Below are 19,562 nucleotides of genomic sequence, written 5' to 3'. Positions count from 1 at the left end.
GAGCAGGTACTATCTCCATGGCACAGAATCATACTTAATTAAGTGGCAGTTCTGTGCCAGAAACGGACATAGAAAACACGATGTTATAAGATTAGGTGCATATCTCCGATCGCATTCATTGGACGTAATGATCGTACTAAGCCGATCTCAAAGGAAAGCATTAATCAGGTAATTGAGCTATTAGGATAAAAAGGAAGGCTGACGGGGAATGGTTTTCGTCACACATTGAGTACCATTCTGCACGAAGAAGGATTCAACTCTGCATGGATCGAAACACAGCTTGCACATGTGGATCAGAACGCTATTCACGGGGCTTACAATCATGCACAGTATTTGGAAGGGAGACAACAAATGATGCAGTGGTATAGTGATTACATAGATAGCTTGTCTAGAAATAAACTTCCGCAATTTTTTCTTCAAAAAAAGCAGTATGAACAATAAATCTAGTTGATGCATACAAAGGTTTATTGTTGATAGCAAGAGGAGCGCCACAATCATGAATGTACAGAAAACCAAATTTTCATCTAAAGAATTCCTAAGGCGCCGTCGCCCTGAAAAATTTTCTGATTCAACAATCAGAGAGACTGGTACTTTAGATAGAGTTGTACTGGAACACTTCCTCTCTACGCTAAATACAAGAAATCAAGAATTACAATTCGAGGATTTTGCAAAAAAAATATGTGAAAAAATAATTTGCCCTAATCTCCTTGAACAGACTGGTCCTGTAGCAGGGGGGGATGGTAAAACTGACACACAAACATACCCTGTTTCGGAACAGAATAAGCTTCTTTGGTTCGAAGGTGTTAATGATACATCAAATAAAGAACGTTGGGCCTTTGCGGTAAGTACACGTAAAGACTGGAAGAAAAAATGTCATGAAGATGTACTTAAGATAAAAGAAACAAAGCGTGGGTATACTAAAGTATTTTGCATAACGAATCAATCTGCAAAGTCCAATATTCGTTCAGAGGTCGAGGATACACTAAAAACAAAAACTGGAATAGATGTCCGTATATTAGATATTAATTGGCTATTAGATCAAATTTACAAAAACCATTTTGAGCAATTGGTTATTGATTCATTGTCAGTTCCAACACAATATAAAAGAGAAGTTATTTTTGGAGAAAATGATTATAAGAAGCATAAAAAATATGAAGAATTAACCGAGTATATTAGAGAGAAAATAAACCCTGCTGAAATTTCATATGAACAAGTAGATATATTTTTAGTAATTGCAGAGTTAAGCGCTGAACTTGAGAAACCACTAATTGAAACACAAGGTCTATTTGAAAGAGCTATAAAAATCTCAAAAAAATTCGGGACTAATCAACAATTGCTAGATGCGTATTATCAATACGCCTGGAAGTCCCATTTTTGGATGGAAGATTTTAATCTCTTCGAAGAAAATCTTCAATTAGCGTATGAAAGTATAGCATCATCAACTAATTCCTCAAAATGGGAAAAAGTTTTAAATTTAATAACCGTTCATAAAAGTTATATTAGACTTAACAACGCAACATCTACAATCGACATTGAGAATATTGAACGTAACATGCTCGCCAAACTAGATGAGATAGCTGACGATGATTCACGTCCCAGTAATGCGCTCACAGCGAGAACTCACAAAGCCATTTATAAACTGATAACGTTTTCAGATGTAGAAGATGCTTCGGTTGTATTTGAAGAGTTACATGAAATTTTTAAAAATAGTGGGAATTTAATAGGCTATCCGTTTGAGAAAAACTTCCAACTTTTGAACGAACTAGATGACATTTTTTTCGATGTAGATGCATATGAAAATTTATTAGACTATATGACTGAGCAATCTGCTGTTAGAGGTGGTGAAGTTAAAGGGGCATTATTAAATCTGCGAAGAGGTATAAAGAGGCTTCAAAATGGTCACCCTTATCAGGCAATCAAGTATTTAGGAAAATCTTTTATTCCACTCTATAAAGAGGAATCACGAGATAAATTTATATTAGCATCAAAAGCTATTGCTTATGCTTACGAATCCATTGGATTGCTATGGAGTTCACGTTCATGCTTGCTTCTATCCGCTTCTTTGATTACAGATAACTTCTGGAAGTATGATGAGATATCTTTAAAGCAGGCTGAAATTTATTATAATTTATGTCTAACAGAAATAAAACTAGGGAAATTAGCACATGCTCTTTTATGGTATGAACTGTTTTTAATAATTAACGAGAATATCAGTGATAGCTCGTTCGGCGATAAAGAAAATCAGCAAGTCGATTTTTACATAAGTCAACTCATTTTGAACACTGACCTAAAGGGAATAAATCGACAGAGTAATATCCCCGATGAACTCGATAGATTAGGCCTTTTTGTATCATCGGGATGTCTTAAATATGCTTTAGGTTATATTGAAGATTTTGAACGTGAGTACGGAGTTACTGCCGATAAAGATCATAATGATTTCTTGCAAAAAATACGTGACTTTGATACTGGATTTAATAGTAAGGGCATAAAAGATAACCATGACAAACGAGGAGTACATACATCTTTTATTTTTGGATGCACTATAGAAATTAACTTTCCGAATCGGTCACCATTTATAGAGTTTTCAACTAATGTCTTATCACTTTTAGAGGGTGCTTTTGCAACCTGTACGATTGACAACATCTATCTTAAAGAAGCATTTCTAATTATTGAAGTAATAGCAGATGACGATGATGACTTATCCTTATCACATGAAATAAATAGCAATAGTGGAAAACTAAATCTTACAATAAATTGCGCTGGTTTTGATGTAAGTGATTTTAGAATCGAGGCGCAACAAGAAATCACTAATGAATTCAAAGGATTATTATTCAATCTTCTCCCCGAATTATTTTTTATAAAAAATACAGAATACATTGAAAAAATGATCTTCGAAGATGCTGCATTCGACAGAGCAATTAGTTTTGGTGCCTGTATCAAATCTATTGAAAATGTTCTTGGTAATGATATTGATCAACAAATTAAGAAAATTTATTCCGCCAGTTCTGAAAAGAAAACTTACCCTCTTTTAAGAGATAAATCCTGGGATAGTGAATTTTCGAAAGTGTTGGAGATCGAGGATATAAAAGCTCCAACATCCGGTAAAGGAAGAATGCCTGAAGAGGAACTTAACTTCGAAAATATAACACATAAAGATTATTCCATACAAAGTCTAATCAAACCTCGTCTATGGGATAGAACACGCTGGCAAGGAGTAGGTTTCGCTCAATTAAAATCGTGTTATCCAGGATTATATCTATTATTTAAACACCCCGATATAGGTGAGGATATTTTTAAAGATCTTATATCATCAGTAGGCTTGGTAGATAGTAAAGCCAGATTACGGGTTTGTATTGTCAAGGGCATCTCAGTTAAAAACCCAACTCATTATAGAGTACTAATATCTGAAAATATGATGACAACTCCATTAACTAAAAGAATGACAATGATCAGTAGAATTAATACGATGACTCCTGATAGCAATGTCAATCTAGAAAGATTTCTTACTGCGTATCAGGCCTGTGGAAAATTCTATCTTGGATGTGATGCGATGTTAAAAAATATTGTTCCTGAGCATCCACAAAGAGATAGTTTAGGGATAGAAATGAGTACGTTAGATGTTAGGTGGGCTTGGGAAATTGGGTTAAATGATGTTGATTGTATTGGGGTTAATTTAAAAGAAGATGACCCCTATATTCCTAATGATGTAACTGAGATCCCATTATTGCAATTGATAAACAGTAAATAAAATGTTTGCCAAGAATACCGCCTCTTAAGGGGGCGGATTCTAAACAAATCTTTAGCCTCTTCACTAATACTATTAGTGTTATTGCTTTCACAATAAATTGCTGACCTACTCCCCATTGCTTAACAAGCATCGAAGTAAGTATACATTCTGAACTTCCGCTTTTCGCTCTAAGTAGACGGAAATGAAACAACGTTGTGCTGTGAAATTTTTAACTAGAAAAGTGATCTATGTTGCCATATAAAACAACGATGATAAAATGCACTATCGTCAGTTTGAAGTGAGACTACCATGAAAAAGAATGAATTAATTCAAGCAACAAGACCAACTCGTACTCAACTCATTCGTTCGGTCGCAACCTCTACGGCGATTGAAACAGGGCAAGAGTCTCGTCGCCTAGAAGAAGCAATGAAAGCTAAGCGTGAGAAGTTTGGACACTTGAAACTTGCGATTTAGTTCGCTTTCAAGGCTTCGTTAACCCAATATTTCATGGGTTCATAGTTAAGGTTTAACCCAGCGTGGATTGCTGCAATGTACTGCTCGGGATGTTGAGTCCAACTTTCATAGTCTAACGGCTGAAAACCAGCTTGTACTGCCATCACATCCGCGAGTAAACGCGATAAGCGCCCATTTCCTTCCCTAAACGGATGTATCAGAATTAACTCCACATGTACCGTGGCAATAGCTTTTATGACTTGTTCTCGGCTCATATTGGTGCAAGGCGTATACTTTGCTAGAAACTCTTTTTCAAATTGAGCAAGTAACTTTGCGACACGACCCGCAGGGGCAAACATAAAACCACCCTTGCTAATATTCACTGTACGTAATTGACCTGCCCACTCGTAAACATTCCCTAGCCATTGGCGGTGCCAACGCTGAATAAGTGATACGGTAATTTGCTCAGTGGGAAATTGTTCTTCGAAAATGACTTGATACAGTTTTTCTAACAGGACAAGCTCAGCATCATTGATATCATCAACGTTTGAAAGCCCTAGCTTGTTAGCTAGCACTTCTTCATCAGAACCATCAGCAAATTTTCCTTCGCTATTAGATACATCATATCTATTCATTTTATACTCGCCATACTTCAAGTTGCAGCGTTGTTGACTACGTTAATTCGCACTAGTCACATACTTATGTATGTGACTAGCGACTCATTTACTTGTCGCCTAGCTGCACCTTGAATTATTTAGAGTATTTACTCGCCATGTTTTAAGTTGCAGCGTTGTTGACTACGTTAATTCGCACTAGTCACATACTTATGTATGCTCCTAGCAACTCATTTACTTGTCGCCTAGCTGCACCTTGAATTATTTAGGGTATTTACTCGCCATGTTTTAAGTTGCAGCGTTGTTGACTGCGCTCATTCGGACTAGTGACATACTTATGTATGCTCCTAGAATTATTTAGAGTATAAGCGCTGGCTAGGTTAAATGAAAAATAACTACCTATAAATCAAAGAATTAATTAAGTGTAGGTTAAATTATAGGTTTTGTCGGAGAATCAATAAATATCGTTACATTTCAACGCTAACACACCCATGCATCATTGGTGTGTGGGAGTCTAAGTGTTGAATGTCAGTCATGTTGTTGTCTGTCTTAACGTATTGAATTTTGAGTTATTTGTGAAAATCTGTTGTTACACCGCATATCGTTCTATTTCACAAGCATTGTATGATCATATCACAAGGTTTCAGTTCATTGTTTTAATGATCCAAATATCTTTTTAGACCAAAAGCCAAATAATTTTACGCACTATAATATCGTTGATTCACTATTTATGACAATCTGCACTTTTCTGAAAATTCTTTATTTTTAATTTATTACATATTGATTTTAATGATATTTTATTACATTGATAAATAAAGTGGGATACCTTTCACAGACAAAATATAAATACGCAAATGACGAAAACAAGACAAGATATTTAGATGCTAAACATAAGAAAATCATCTCTTTTGCGGTACAACTCGCATAAAAAGAGTTTGCTTATCCAGCAACATCAAGATGATTATTATCGAGTATTAGGTGAGGCTGATAAACAGAGTGATAGTACCTGCTTTATTGATTTTATATTAAAGCTTATTGCTCAGGCGTTAAAAGAAGGAATTGAAAATAGCTAATATAGGATATCTATAAATTCTTTAAAAAATATTTATAAATATATAACGTTATATTTAAGTAAATATACTTTTCTGATTGACTCTAAATACTCTTATAAAGAGTATTGTTGAGATGCTTCAAATTAATTTAATAAATAATAGTCATTAATTATTAAACTCATTATAGTTTATAGTGAAGTTATTACTTAATAATATAATGAGGGATTATGAAAAAGAGCATATTGGCATCGATAATAAGTCTTTTATTAATATCAGCAGTAGGTTGTGACAATTCAAATGAAAATTCGAATACAGGCACACCTTCGCAAGATAAAAATAAAACAGAGCAAACAACACAATCTAAGCCTGATTCAAAAAACACTCAATCTGATGAAGTTCAATTTAGCCAGAAAATTGAAAAAGGTAACTTGTGGTTAGCAACGTTTAACGAAGATTTTGGCACCATCATTCAGAAAAAAACCGGCAGAATTTCGGGCACAATTAACATTAATCTTTTAGATAACACGGAGAAAGTTTTAACAAGTTTAAGTTCTGATAATGGCAAAACCCTTGATCTAACACCTTTCAAAATACTCGAAAATGAAGCAGAGACAGATCAAATAAAAAGAATGAAAGCGAATAGTGCGCTAATGCCTGTTAGAAGTACCTTCTCTATGCATTTGAGCGAATCAGGCGCCGAACGTGCTCAAGAGTCTTTCGAATTTATGAAAACATTTTCTCCTACACTCCCAGAGTTAGACGCTGTGGGGAATGCTTATGGTGAAAGTTATGTTGATCTATATAAGAAACTGCTGAAGTTGGGCGATTATCTCGTTGTAAAAGAAACATACCGCTTAGATGATTTTGCACAAGCAAGTACTTTGTATGAAGATGTGAAAAATGCTTATGCCAAACTAATCGATGAGAAAGAAAAAGCCGCTGAGGCATATGAAAACTATTACCAAGCAATGCATATTGAAGAGCTTGAATTAGTGAAAAAAGAAGGCTTGGTTGTTCGTTATCAAATTATGCAATCATTGGATACAGTAACCAATACTCTTGATTCAATGAATCCAGATAAAATTGATGTGACTGCACTCTCTGCGGCAATTACCAAAATTGAGGCACAATCAATTGAGTTAGGAAAAGTATTTGGTGATGAAGCATTGCTAAATAAAGAAAATATGAAAAGTACTGATTATTCAGTTAAAGAGTATTTAAAACTATACCAACAACTTGTTATTGAGTTAAAAGTATTAGAGAAAAAACTCAATGAGAATAAAGATATATCAGGTAGCTTAAATACAATTTCAAATGAATATAAATACTTGATAGAGAACTATAACTCTTTAATAGCGAAGTAATATTTACGCTATAAAAATGTAAATCGCACTTTAATAGTGCGATTTTTCTCGCAAAATTTATCTTTTTTACTGTGTTTTATTAAACATTAAATGATTGTTAGAAAAAGATGATACAAACTAATGCTCAGAAGAGTCTTGAAATAGAGTGGAATGCTAGGAAAAAAACATTAAGAATGTAATCTATCTTTATATAATAAAATTATAAATTAATGATAAGTATTCATTCTTATTCTGTATTCTTACTTTATTATAGTTGTGTTATCTATTTTGCTCTTTGGTTTAATTTTACTGATAAAAAATGCGTTTTTATCGGTGCAATATAGGACTATCTATATGGACGTACTGCGTTTTTTACTTTCTCTCCCTTTTAAACTGATCCGTTTATTTGGGTGGATCATTGTTTTTTGTATTCGTCTTTTAGAGAAGATACTCAGCCCATTTATAGGGAAAATACAATGGAGTACGCCCGTCTGGATTGACTTTGTTGCCCGCCATTTACGAAAGATCGAAAATGGTATAGTAGGTCACCCTAAAACCGCATTAGGTTCTATTGTTTTTCTTATTGTTGCGTCATTTGGCAGTTATTACGGTTATCACAGTTATCTCAATCGACCTGTTCCTATCGATGTCGCTCCTATCGTTGTACAAAATGTTAATGTGAAGCTTACAGGCCCTGCTCAGATTAATTATGCGAATGATAATCCTCAATCCCAGAAAATTATTTTATCTTTTTCTCGGTCTGCGGCACCTATTACGCTTATTGATAAAGAGGTAACTGAAGGTGTGACATTAACACCTGCGATTGAGGGTAATTGGCAGTGGCAAAATGGCTCGACCCTTGTATTTACAGCTAAAAAGCCTTTTGCTATGGGCAATGAATATAAAATTCAGCTTGATGAAACTAAACTATTAGCACCACAATTTTCATTGAAATCAAATAAATATGAATTTAAAACAACCTCTTTTGATTACAGTTTAGGAAATAGTGAGTTTTATCAAGATCCTCAAAATCCATCACAAAAACACGCCATTATAAAGATCTCTTTTAACGCTCCTGTCGATATTCAGAGTTTTGAAAAACGCCTTTCAATGAAATACGGCGATAATGAAAAGCTGAAATATGTCATCAATTACGATAATAAAAAATTAACGGCTTGGGTTCACTCAGAGCAATTAACGCTAAAAGACATTAGTAGCAAGGTTTTTCTTAAAATTGAACCGGGTATTGCAACAACAGTAACCGCCAATACAACATTAAAAGAAAAAACATATCATGTTGAGATCCCAAGTCTATATAGCCTTAATGTTTCAAATGTAGAGAGCGAATTAGTTGAGTCTGAAAATGGGAAAGATGCGCGGGTAATTATCATTTCATTAAGTGATGAATTAAATGAAAAAGAGATAAAAAATGAAGTTTCTGCGTGGTTATTGCCTCAACACAATTTAGAATTAGAGAATACTGACATTCGCCAAGATGAAGACGATTATTACGATTGGAACTTGAATGATGTGAGTAAAACTATTCTTGCTCAGTCAGAAAAGCTAACGCTTGAGATGAATGATAATGAGCAAGAAAATCAAGCCAATTTTGCTTTTAAATACAATGCGCCAGCTTATCGCTATATATTGGTTAAAATCCCAAGTGGGATAACATCTGTGGGCGGATACCAACTAAAAGAAGATCGTTACCAAATTGTCAGTGTGCCTGACTATCCGCAAATGCTGAACTTTGTTTCTGAAGGTGCTTTGCTTTCTATGACGGGTGACAAGCGGATCACCGTTTCTGCTCGTAATTTACCAGGGCTACAACTTGATATAAAACGAGTTATTCCAGGTCAGTTACAACACATTGTTTCCTTTAAAGATAAATACTTTACTTCAACACGATTTTCTCGCCTTAATGATGAATATTTCACGGAACACTTTACTTATCAAACAGCATTGAATAATGAAAACAAAGGTGAAATTCAATATAAAGGTATCGATTTAAGTCGCTATTTATCTGCTGATCCTAATGCTAGGCGCGGGATATTCTTATTAAAACTCTCTTCATGGGATCCTAATAAAGCATCCCAAACAGACGAAGATGAAGATGAATACTATGAAGATGATGATGACGAAGAGCTTTCTGATGGGCGCTTTGTTGTCGTGACAGATTTAGGGATCATTGCTAAATCATCAATTGATGGTTCTCGAGATGTCTTTATACAATCTATCTATAACGGTGCGCCTGTTAGCGATGCGAAAGTCTCAGTTATTGCTAAAAACGGGACAACATTATTGAGCAAAATGACTAGCGCTGATGGTCATGTCGTTTTCCCTAATCTTAAAGATTTTAGAAATGAACAAACTGCCGTTCTCTTTTTAGTTGAAAAAGATGGCGATATTTCATTTTTACCAACAGATGCTTATTACGATAGGCAACTTAACCTATCTCGTTTTGATATCTTCGGTGATGATACACCAAGAGATCCGCGTACTCTCGATAGCTTCTTATTTTCTGATAGAGGCGTTTATCGACCGGGTGAAACCTTCAATATTGGTCTTATTACACGTACCTTTGACTGGAAAACAGCCCTTGAAGGCGTACCTTTGCGTGTTGAAGTCCGAGACCCTCGTAATACATTGATGTTAAATCAATCTATGGTGTTAAACGAGTTTGGTTTCAATGAATTAAGCTATACCACATCAGAAAACTCGCCCACTGGAGATTGGAATATCTATCTCTATTTAGTTGGTAAAAATAATGAAGATGCCAGCTTATTAGGTAGCACAACGATTGTGGTTAAAGAGTTTGAGCCTGATTTACTTAAGGTTGCTCTTAATCTAACGCCAGATAGACAACAAGGATGGGTGAAACCTTCTGAATTAAAAGCTTCAATCGATGTACAAAATTTATTTGGCACTCCGGCACAAGATAGACGAGTTGTTTCTAAATTAACCTTAAGGCCAATTTATCCTAATTTTTCACGTTATTCCGATTATCGTTTTTATGAAAACCGTCGTAATCACGATAGTTTTGAAACAGATTTAGAAGAAACAACAACGAATGCCGAAGGGTTGGCCGATATTGATTTGGGGTTAACATCTTATGATGATGCCACTTACCAATTACAACTTATTTCTGAAGCATTTGATGCTGGGAGTGGTCGTTCTGTAACAGCTGCTGCGCGAGTTATGGTATCTCCTCATGATTATCTGATTGGCGTTAAAGCAGATGGAACGCTTGACTATATTAATCAAAATGCACAGCGCAATCTCAATTTCATTGCGATTGATCCGACATTAAAACAAGTTGCTCAAGAAGCATTAACGTTAGAACGCTATGAGCAAAAATACCTCTCTGTTTTAACTCGACAAGATTCAGGTGTTTATAAATATCAATCTAAACTCAAAGAAGTGTTTATTGATGATGTTTCACTTTCCATTGATGAAAAAGGAAGTTCTTTTGCATTAGAAACACAAACACCGGGTAACTTTGTGTTATTAGTCAAAAACAAAGAAGGCAGTGTACTTAATCGCATTAACTATACAGTTGCGGGTAATGCGAATGTGACTCGCTCACTTGATCGCGAAGCAGAATTACAACTCACTTTAAATAAAGACACATATAAAGCGGGTGAGGAGATCGAGATTGCCATCAATGCTCCTTATGTTGGCAGTGGTATTATCACGATAGAGAAAGATAAAGTTTATTATTGGCAATGGTTTACATCTTCAACAACAAATTCGGTACAAAAAATCCGTGTTCCTGCGCAATTGCAAGGTAATGGCTACATCAATGTTCAATTTGTTAGAGATATAAACTCTGACGAAATATTTATGAGCCCACTTAGCTATGGTGTTGTACCGTTTAAAGTCAGTCGTGAAAATTTCCAAGCTCAAATCGAATTAGAGTCACCAGATGTTATCAAGCCGGGCGATACCTTGCCGATTACGGTAAAAACAGATAGCCCACAACAAGTTGCTGTTTTTGCTGTTGATGAAGGTATCTTGCAAGTCGCTCGATATAAATTAAAAGATCCATTAGATTACTTCTTCCGTAAGCGTTCATTAGAAGTTGAAAGCACACAAATACTGGATCTTATTTTGCCTGAATTTAGCAAAATGATGTCACTGGCTTCAGCGCCGGGCGGTGATGCGGGTGAAGGTGTCGATCTCTACTTGAATCCATTTAAACGCAAGAAAGAAGAGCCAGTCGCTTATTGGTCTGGTATTACAGAAGTAGATGGAGAAGCTGTCTTTAATTACAAAGTGCCAGAGTATTTTAATGGCAAAATAAGAGTTATGGCGGTATCTGTTACACCAAATCGTATTGGAAATACGCAGCGCTATACGACTGTGCGTGATGATTTTGTATTAAGTCCACATATTCCTACTACAGTGGCGCCTAATGATGAATTTGATGTCACTTTAGGTATCGCAAATAATCTGACTGACCTTAACGGTGTTGCAACTAAGCTTGATGTGACGATAACACCAAAAGCTCAATTAGAGGTTATAGGACAGAACAGTTACCAATTAGAATTAGGTGAGAAAAAAGAAACGGTAGTTTCCTTTAGACTAAAAGCGAAGTCACAATTGGGTAATGGGGCTATCACTTTCGCAGTGAATACTGAAGGTAAAGTGACTCAAAGAACGGTGAATCTCTCTATTCGCCCAGCTTCAGCTTATCGCACTCAATCAAGCTTAGGTCGTATGGATGGTAAAGAGCAGAGTGTTACATATATTCGCCAAATGTATGATGAATATGCGAAAAGAGATGCACGAGTTTCTTACTCGCCTTTAGTACTAAGCAGCGCATTAGCGCAATATCTGGCTAATTATCCTTATAATTGTTCAGAGCAAATAACCAGTCAGGCAATACCGTTGTTATTCCATCAACGTAATCCTGAAATGAAGGCGATATATTCACAAGATAAAATTCGCACTCAACTTGAACAGACAATGGCAACATTACTGACTCGCCAAAATGGTCAAGGTGCTATCGGAACATGGCGTTCAACACCATCGACTGATCCATTTGTGACCTTATATGTCGTTCAATTCTTACTTGAGGCACAAGAGGCGAATTACCCTGTATCAGATACGCTATTACGTTCATCCAATGAATACTTAACTAAGCTTGCCGTCAATGCAGGGTTAAATAATCAAGATGAACTTAGAATGCGTGCTTTTGCCGTCTATTTGCTAACACGCCAAGGTAAAGTGACGACGGGTGAAATTGCGGCTATTCAAACGCGAATGCAAAAGAATTATCCAAAAACATGGCAAAGTGATTTAGGTGCTTTATATCTAGCGGCATCTTACAAAATGCTGAAAATGGATAAACAAGCGGATGAATTACTCAAGCCTACATGGCAAGAGCTAAGCAAAGCTTATAGCAAAGCGTGGTGGTCACATGACTATTTAGATCCGCTGATCCAAGACAGTACAAGGCTGTATTTGATTGTGAAACATTTTCCAGAAAAAGCGGGAGATATTCCGCCACAACTACTGGAAAATATGGTTATGAGCTTTAAAGAAGAGCGCTATACCACACAGTCATCAGCAATGAGTATCTTGGCATTAGAGCATTACACTAAACAGATCCAAAATATGGCAACGCCGACACAGCCATTAACTGTAAGTGTAAAAAGTGGTGAAAATTCACCAGTTGTTATTTCATCTATGACAAATGCTACTGCGATAGGCCAGTTTAAAGCAGGTATTAAAGAGATCTTATTTAATAACCCAACGAATAACGCAGCTTGGTATGTTGTGACACAATCTGGTTTTGATAGTGAACAACCTAAAGAAGCACTTTCACAAGGACTAGAAATTTCTCGTGACTATGTGAATGAAAAAGGCGAGGTTGTTAATAGTGCAACCTTGGGTGAAAAGCTTTATGTGCACATAAAAATCAGAGCGAATGCAAAACAAGGTGTGAATAATGTCGTGCTGGTGGACTTGCTACCTGGTGGTTTTGAAGTTGTACAACAATCAATGGACGACGTGGACAATCCTGAAGTCGAATGGTTATCACCAACCAGTAGCAAAGGAACACGTTGGTCACCAGAATACAGCGATATTCGAGAAGATCGTGTCATTATTTATGGTACTGCATCTCAACAAGTACAAGAGTTTGTCTACCAAATTAAAGCCACTAATTCAGGAATATTCTCTATACCGCCAGCATTTGCAGAAGCTATGTATGACAGAGAAATACAAGCATTAGCGATTGGTAAAGGTGCTATGACTGTCAACAAACCGACGCAAAATAATGGCAATGTAAAATGAAATTAGTTTGGGTTTCAAACGCTTGTTTCTGGTTTTTTTAGAATGACGAGAAGCAAGCGAGTTTTACAAAACATATTGATGGGTGGCTTTTTAGTCGCCCTCTTTTGTGTAGGATTTCGTCTTTTTCCACATCCAGCACTATCAGAAGGCTTTTTATCTTCAACTGCCTACTATGATAGCAATGGAAATTTACTGCGTTTAACACTCGCTAATGATGAACGTTATCGATTGTGGACGGATTTAGACGATATTTCGCCCTTGATGGTAGATAGCGCTATGCGATATGAAGATCGCTGGTTCTATTATCATGTTGGATTTAATCCTTACAGTTTAATTCGAGGCTTTTTTGTCAGTTATGTTTATGGTGAGCGATTACAAGGTGGTTCAACGATCACCATGCAACTGGCTCGCATGCATTGGCAATTAAATACACGTACAGTAGGAGGCAAATTTGTTCAGGTATTACGCGCTATTCAATTAGAACTCAGTTATTCAAAACATGATATTTTAGAAGCTTATTTCAACTATGCACCTTATGGGCGAAATATAGAAAGTGTTGGTGCTGCGAGCCTGATTTACTTTAATAAAAATCCTAAAGAATTAACGTTACCTGAAGCGTTAACACTTGCCGTATTACCTCAATCACCGAGTTACCGAATCGAGCCAAATAGTGATGGTATTAGTCTTTCTTTAATGAAAACGCGTAATCAGCTTTATGATTATTGGCTGGAAGAACATCCTAAAGATGCCGATTTATCTGCACTGTTTCAATTACCGCTTCGGCTACGCCAGCCTGAAAAAATACCTTATATAGCCCCCCATCTAGTCGAGCAAATTGAAAAACAGGAAAAGTTTAATCCAAGAAAACTTACAACTATAGTTACAACGATTGATCTTCCATTACAAAAACTAGTTGAAAAACAAGTTGATGCGTTTATTGAACGAAATAAACATCTTGGTGTTAAAAATGCCTCGGTGATCCTTGTTGATACACGAGATATGGGCGTTAAAGCGTTAGTTGGTTCGGCTGATTATTATAATGCTGATATTCATGGGCAAGTTAATGGTACTAATGCAAAGCGTTCACCAGGTTCAACATTAAAGCCTTTTATCTATGCATTAGGGATAGAGCAAGGCATTTTACATCCTCGAACAATTTTAAAAGATGTGCCTTCTACCTTTGGTAGCTACGCACCAGAAAACTTTGATTTACGCTTTTTAGGACCTATTTCTGCCACTCAAGCGTTAAATTACAGCCGAAATATTCCCGCTGTGTCGATAGCCTCTCAACTGAAAAAACCAACGCTTTACCAGTTTCTACAAATGTCGGGTATCAGCAATATGGCGAGTGAAAGACATTATGGACTATCTCTGGTATTAGGGGGCGGTGAAATTACAGTACAAGAATTAGCGAAGCTCTATGCAATATTAGCCAATCGAGGTCAACTTAAACCGTTAAGAATGCAAAGTACAGATGCTATTGCTAAGCCTATTCCGTTATTAAGTGAAGAAGCGAGTTTTATTACGTTGGATATGTTAAGTCAACATCGAAGACCTGATGATACTTTGGCGCAAAAATCAATGACACTACCCGTTTATTGGAAAACTGGTACATCTTGGGGATTTCGAGATGCATGGAGTAGTGGAATTTTTGGGCCTTATGTTTTAGTTGTTTGGATCGGTAATTTTGATGGTAAAGGGAATAGTGCGTTAATTGGGGCTGAAGCAGCAGCACCTCTATTTTTTAATATCATAGATAATATTGTTGCAGACTATCCGAATTTAAATGAGCCTAGATTTAAGCTTCCTGAAAATATTAAGCAAGTCGATATTTGTTTGGCGAGTGGTAATTTACCTACGCCATGGTGTCAACGGAAAGGTAAAACATGGTTTATTCCGGGTAAATCACCAATTAAAGTTGATACAATTTATCGTCCTTTAGCAATTGATAAAGCGACGGGAGAGGTTGCTTGTCCTCCATATAATGAAGATCAGGTCAAAATTGAAGTTTTTGAATATTGGCCTTCTGATTTAGCTAAAGTATTTGCTCAAGCTGGGTTACCAAAGCGAACACCACCTTCTACTGCCCACTGTAAAAATGGAGATATGGCTATTACAGGAATGCCTCCTCGTATATTATCACCATTACGTAATACCACTTATACTTTAAGGCGTACTTCATCACCAAATACGTCAATTGTATTTAATGCAACAACGGATAATGACAGCAATATTATTTATTGGTTTGTGGATGATGCTTATCTAGGAAATAGTACAAATCAGCGCTCAATAGAATGGTATCCCAAAGAGAGTGGTCGCTATCGTATTCGTGCAGTGGATGATAAAGGAAGAGCTGATACGCGGAATATTCGTGTTGATATTATTGGTGTGATTAACAAACAAGAAATCGAAGCACATTAATATTGGGGTTAAAGTCTGTAGGTTTTACTTAATGTTTTCCTTAACGCCAAAATATTAATCTCTATCGTTATCTTATTCTAACTGTTATTGCTCTATATTGTTGCGAGATTATTATTAGGTAAAATATTGAAAAATTTATTTTATCTCGCGAGCAAGGAAGAAATAACCAGCATGAAAACTAGAATTCTAAAATTAGCTTTATTAGGTGCATTAGCGTTACCGTTAGTGGGATGTGGTGATGCAACACCTAATTGTGATAGCACTGAAGCAAAGAACTTAGTGGTTGATATTACAAAAGATGAATTACGTGATCAAAAAATGGCTGCTGTGATCGATCAAATTAAGATCAAAGTAGAAAGCGTACGTACACGTGAACATGATGAGAAGAGAGATACTTACTCATGTGCTGCTGAACTTTCTTTTGAAGGCAAAGGCGGTAAAAACTCGATTCCGATCACTTATACCATTGAAAGTACAGATGACGGCAAAGAGTTTTACGTTAACGTATTTGGTTTGTAATTGATTCAGATAAAAAACCATCGTTATGATGGTTTTTTCTTAAGAGGGTATATGACTGATTTTGATAAACAGGGAGATTTTTGTGATGGATCATTAAAAAACAAATACTTAGCCATCATAAATTTAGCAAGAAATACGGTTTTAAAATATGATGAATTAGAAGATAATCTTTTATGCTCTACTAATTTAGTCGATGTTCTTAATATTAATGAAAATAAGCATAGTATTATTTTAAAGAAAATATTAAATAATAAAAAAGGTAATGAGTATAAATTTATCCCTTCTTTTTTAAAACGGGTTTTAAAGAAAGAAATTATCTTTAATTATAAAGAACTAAAAATTAAAACAGAAAAGAATCGAGTTGATATTAGTATTGAAGATGGATTTTATGCAATTATAATAGAAAGTAAAGTTTGTAATGCGCCAGATCAAGAACGACAATTAGAAAGATATATTGAAAAATTTATCTCTGATGGGTATAAAGAAGAGAATATTTTTGTTTTATATTTAACGGGATATAAAAAAGAAGGTTACCTGCCTGAGAGTCTTGGTAAGTATAAAGAGAGTAATAAGGTTTATTTTAAACTTTCTTCATTTGAATGTGAAATATTAATGTGGTTAGAAAAAGATGTTTACCCTCAGATAAATAAAAACAATAAAGTTTTTGATTCTTTTGTGTATCAATATAAAGATAGCCTGAAAATTAAATTTCTAAATAAATATGAAAAAGAAAAAAATAAAATGAATGATGAAATAAATGACTATATTCTTAATGCAATAAATGTATCTGATAATTACGTTGATGACGGAATTGATGAAATAAAAAAGATCATTAATGATACAGAATCATTAAGAAAAAACTTAAATACTCTCTTAATTAGAGAAATAGAAAGAGTTTTTACTTTATGGGGAAATAAAATAAAAAATGGTTATCCTCAGTTAGAATTTTCAGATGACAACTGTGAGATAAATGAAAAGTATATTGGTGTTTTAATCGATTATAATAAAAATAAATTTTCTGTTGCTATCGAAAAAGATAGTTCGAATATTTATATTGGTGTGAAAGTTCATTCTTATAAAGAACCAGGACTTAATGAAGAAATTGCTAAACTATTAAATAACGTATTTGATGCCTCTTATAAAATAGGAGTAAATTATTGGTATGGATGGAAATATATCGATGATTATGGGCAGGTTTACTCTAATTTTGAATTGTTATTGAACAAGATAAACCAAGAAATAGAACTGCTATCTGAGAATAAAAAGTAGATATATAAATACCGCCCTATATATCTACTTGTAATAGGAATTATGCTAGATCATCCAGAAATTCGGGGGATGGAACAAAGAATAATGTACCCGTTACAGGGGTGCTGAATTTAAGTAATTTATCCGTATGCCCTTCAGGTGTGCCTGCAAACATATTTTCTAACATACGGTTAGTCGTTGAAAAATAACGTGCATAACCAATAAAGTAAGTACCATATTCATTTTTAGATGGATTGGAAAAAGGCATATTGGCTCTGACAATTTTTAAATCTTCACCGTTCTCATCTTGAATATTGGTGACAACATTGTGTGAACCGGGCTCTTTTTCTTCATCGGTTAATTCCACATCATTAAATTTATGTCTACCAATGACTTTTTCTTGTTCGATAAGAGGCTGCTTTTCCCATGCTTCCATATCGTGTATATATTTTTGTACAAAGGCGTAACTGCCACCTGTAAATTCAGGATCTTCATCACCAATTACGGCATAAGAAGCCCGTTCATCTTCATACTCTGGGTTTTCAGTTCCATCGACAAAACCAATAATAGAACGTCCGTCAAAATATCTAAATCCATGAACTTCATCAACAGGCGTAACAATATTCTTTAGCTTTTGGCTGATGATAGATGCTAATTCGTAACAGGCTGAAACTTTGAGCGCTCGAATATGGAAAAAAAGATCGCCCGGAGTAGAAACCGCAGTATAAGTATCACCCTTAATTTCTTTAAAGGTATTTAATTCTTTAGGTTTAGGCTGATTGGGAAATAACACAGTCCATGCATTTGCACCGAATCCCATTACACAGCTTGTTTCCAATTCAGGAAAACGTGTTCTTATACTACGTATCAGGCCAGAAAAATTATTACAAAAATCGATCAGAGTATCGCGGTTTTCAGATGAATGGGTGAGGTTAAAAACTAAAAAATAAGCATTCTCACAGGGTGATTTCGTAACATCTTGGTATTTCATAGTGATCCCTAAATGACGAATAATAGATGAATAGTAATTAAGTTATATTTACAAAACATTGTTTTTTAGTTTTACACCAAAACCCTCTCTATTACAAAGAGAGGGTTTGATTATTATTCGGATTTTTATCAATGAATAATATCGTAAATGCTATTTCTTTCTCTATTCTTTATAACGATAATGCTTTGTATTAATTAATATTTTCATGGCTTTGATAAACTAAAGATAAGTGTGGATGTTGCCATAAACTTGCTGGAGTGACAGTGGTCCTTTCCCAAGGTATTTGCCCAATAAACCATAATTTCCAAAATTGTAATTTGGCATTAGGATTTTTGCTTAATAATTCTTGGAATGTTTCTATTTCACCCACACGAATAGAGAGTGCTGATTTATAAATATCAAAAACAAATTTAGAGCAAAACTGGCGGGAAGAATCGTATTTAAAACCTGTATGGTAAAGCTTATTTAATCTTTCAGGAACTTGTGCAACAAGTGCATTTTTTTGTTCATCAGAGAGTTGTGTTGATAGCCGGCGTATTGCATAACGTTTGCCCGCAGAGCGGTTAATAAATCGAGTTAATGTGGTTGTGGTTGAAAGTGGAACTCGGCTTTCGGCAACTAAATAATCCTCACCATTATGACCAATAATAATGCCAACATGATTACTCCAGCATAAAGAAGCTGAGGAAATTTGACGAAATAAAGAGGTACCAATACACGTAAATACGATATCACCAACTTCTAATTTTTGTGGATAATCAATTTTTATCATCATTATATGACCTATTAAATAGAAACATAATCACCATTTTTTGACCATAATAAGTACATAAGGTTTCTATTTGATAACTCAAGGAGCTTAAGATAAAAAGAACACTCCGATTTAAGGCATTC

11 protein-coding genes and 1 pseudogene are annotated in these 19,562 nt (G+C 35.2%); 9 read left to right on the top strand and 3 right to left on the bottom strand.

Going from position 1 to position 19,562, the window contains the following annotated elements; translation table 11 throughout:
• Positions 1-105: 105 nt before the first annotated feature.
• The 3 genes and pseudogenes from D7029_RS14875 to D7029_RS14865 all read left to right on the top strand — a co-directional run.
• Positions 106-441, top strand: a pseudogene (locus tag D7029_RS14875) (tyrosine-type recombinase/integrase); the annotation flags it as partial.
• Between the two features lie 55 nt (positions 442-496).
• Positions 497-3,748 (top strand): hypothetical protein, encoded by a 3,252-nt coding sequence (locus tag D7029_RS14870; RefSeq protein WP_194951098.1) that lies wholly within the window; start codon positions 497-499, stop codon positions 3,746-3,748.
• A gap of 288 nt (positions 3,749-4,036) precedes the next feature.
• A complete protein-coding gene (locus D7029_RS14865) occupies positions 4,037-4,201 on the top strand; it encodes a hypothetical protein (protein WP_194951097.1) in 165 nt (54 codons plus the stop codon).
• Here the strand turns inward: D7029_RS14865 and D7029_RS14860 are convergent.
• On the bottom strand, positions 4,198-4,815 hold the full coding sequence (locus D7029_RS14860) for a Fic/DOC family protein (RefSeq protein ID WP_194951096.1): 618 nt from the start codon (positions 4,813-4,815) through the stop codon (positions 4,198-4,200). The two genes, D7029_RS14865 and D7029_RS14860, sit on opposite strands and share 4 nt — an antisense overlap.
• A gap of 860 nt (positions 4,816-5,675) precedes the next feature.
• On the opposite strand from D7029_RS14860, the gene D7029_RS14855 reads away from it, so the two are divergent.
• The 6 genes from D7029_RS14855 to D7029_RS14830 all read left to right on the top strand — a co-directional run bounded on the left by D7029_RS14855 (position 5,676) and on the right by D7029_RS14830 (position 17,698).
• Positions 5,676-5,867, top strand: a complete 192-nt coding sequence (locus tag D7029_RS14855) for a hypothetical protein (protein ID WP_194951095.1) — start codon at positions 5,676-5,678, stop codon at positions 5,865-5,867.
• Positions 5,868-6,073: 206 nt separating this feature from the next.
• Complete coding sequence (locus tag D7029_RS14850; protein WP_194951094.1) at positions 6,074-7,210, top strand: DUF3829 domain-containing protein; 1,137 nt, start codon at positions 6,074-6,076, stop codon at positions 7,208-7,210.
• 333 nt (positions 7,211-7,543) lie between these two features.
• On the top strand, positions 7,544-13,489 hold the full coding sequence (locus D7029_RS14845; protein WP_194951093.1) for an alpha-2-macroglobulin family protein: 5,946 nt from the start codon (positions 7,544-7,546) through the stop codon (positions 13,487-13,489).
• 42 nt (positions 13,490-13,531) lie between these two features.
• Positions 13,532-15,910, top strand: a complete 2,379-nt coding sequence (gene pbpC / locus D7029_RS14840) for a penicillin-binding protein 1C (protein WP_194951092.1) — start codon at positions 13,532-13,534, stop codon at positions 15,908-15,910.
• A gap of 171 nt (positions 15,911-16,081) precedes the next feature.
• Entirely contained in the window at positions 16,082-16,429 is a 348-nt protein-coding gene (locus D7029_RS14835) for a hypothetical protein (RefSeq protein WP_088494739.1), read from the top strand.
• A gap of 51 nt (positions 16,430-16,480) precedes the next feature.
• On the top strand, positions 16,481-17,698 hold the full coding sequence (locus tag D7029_RS14830) for a PD-(D/E)XK nuclease family protein (RefSeq protein WP_194951091.1): 1,218 nt from the start codon (positions 16,481-16,483) through the stop codon (positions 17,696-17,698).
• Between the two features lie 40 nt (positions 17,699-17,738).
• Here the strand turns inward: D7029_RS14830 and D7029_RS14825 are convergent, their stop codons facing one another.
• Both D7029_RS14825 and D7029_RS14820 read right to left on the bottom strand, forming a co-directional pair.
• Positions 17,739-18,668 carry a Dyp-type peroxidase gene (locus D7029_RS14825; RefSeq protein WP_194951090.1) on the bottom strand — a complete coding sequence of 310 codons (930 nt, stop codon included), beginning with the start codon at positions 18,666-18,668 and terminating at the stop codon, positions 17,739-17,741.
• 190 nt (positions 18,669-18,858) lie between these two features.
• On the bottom strand, positions 18,859-19,437 hold the full coding sequence (locus D7029_RS14820; protein ID WP_194952682.1) for a YebB family permuted papain-like enzyme: 579 nt from the start codon (positions 19,435-19,437) through the stop codon (positions 18,859-18,861).
• Positions 19,438-19,562 lie beyond the last annotated feature (125 nt).

The organism is Proteus vulgaris, from assembly GCF_016647575.1.
GTDB classification, from domain to species: domain Bacteria; phylum Pseudomonadota; class Gammaproteobacteria; order Enterobacterales; family Enterobacteriaceae; genus Proteus; species Proteus mirabilis_B.
This window is presented reverse-complemented; position numbering and strand designations above follow the sequence as displayed.

Excerpts from the sequence above, each read along its gene's own strand:
- D7029_RS14850 (WP_194951094.1), top strand. The coding sequence starts at position 6,074 with ATGAAAAAGAGCATATTGGCATCGATAATAAGTCTTTTATTAATATCA.
- D7029_RS14855 (WP_194951095.1), top strand. The coding sequence starts at position 5,676 with ATGCTAAACATAAGAAAATCATCTCTTTTGCGGTACAACTCGCATAAA.
- D7029_RS14860 (WP_194951096.1), bottom strand. The coding sequence starts at position 4,815 with ATGAATAGATATGATGTATCTAATAGCGAAGGAAAATTTGCTGATGGT.
- D7029_RS14830 (WP_194951091.1), top strand. The coding sequence starts at position 16,481 with ATGACTGATTTTGATAAACAGGGAGATTTTTGTGATGGATCATTAAAA.
- D7029_RS14825 (WP_194951090.1), bottom strand. The coding sequence starts at position 18,668 with ATGAAATACCAAGATGTTACGAAATCACCCTGTGAGAATGCTTATTTT.
- D7029_RS14870 (WP_194951098.1), top strand. The coding sequence starts at position 497 with ATGAATGTACAGAAAACCAAATTTTCATCTAAAGAATTCCTAAGGCGC.
- D7029_RS14865 (WP_194951097.1), top strand. The coding sequence starts at position 4,037 with ATGAAAAAGAATGAATTAATTCAAGCAACAAGACCAACTCGTACTCAA.
- pbpC (WP_194951092.1), top strand. The coding sequence starts at position 13,532 with ATGACGAGAAGCAAGCGAGTTTTACAAAACATATTGATGGGTGGCTTT.
- D7029_RS14835 (WP_088494739.1), top strand. The coding sequence starts at position 16,082 with ATGAAAACTAGAATTCTAAAATTAGCTTTATTAGGTGCATTAGCGTTA.
- D7029_RS14845 (WP_194951093.1), top strand. The coding sequence starts at position 7,544 with ATGGACGTACTGCGTTTTTTACTTTCTCTCCCTTTTAAACTGATCCGT.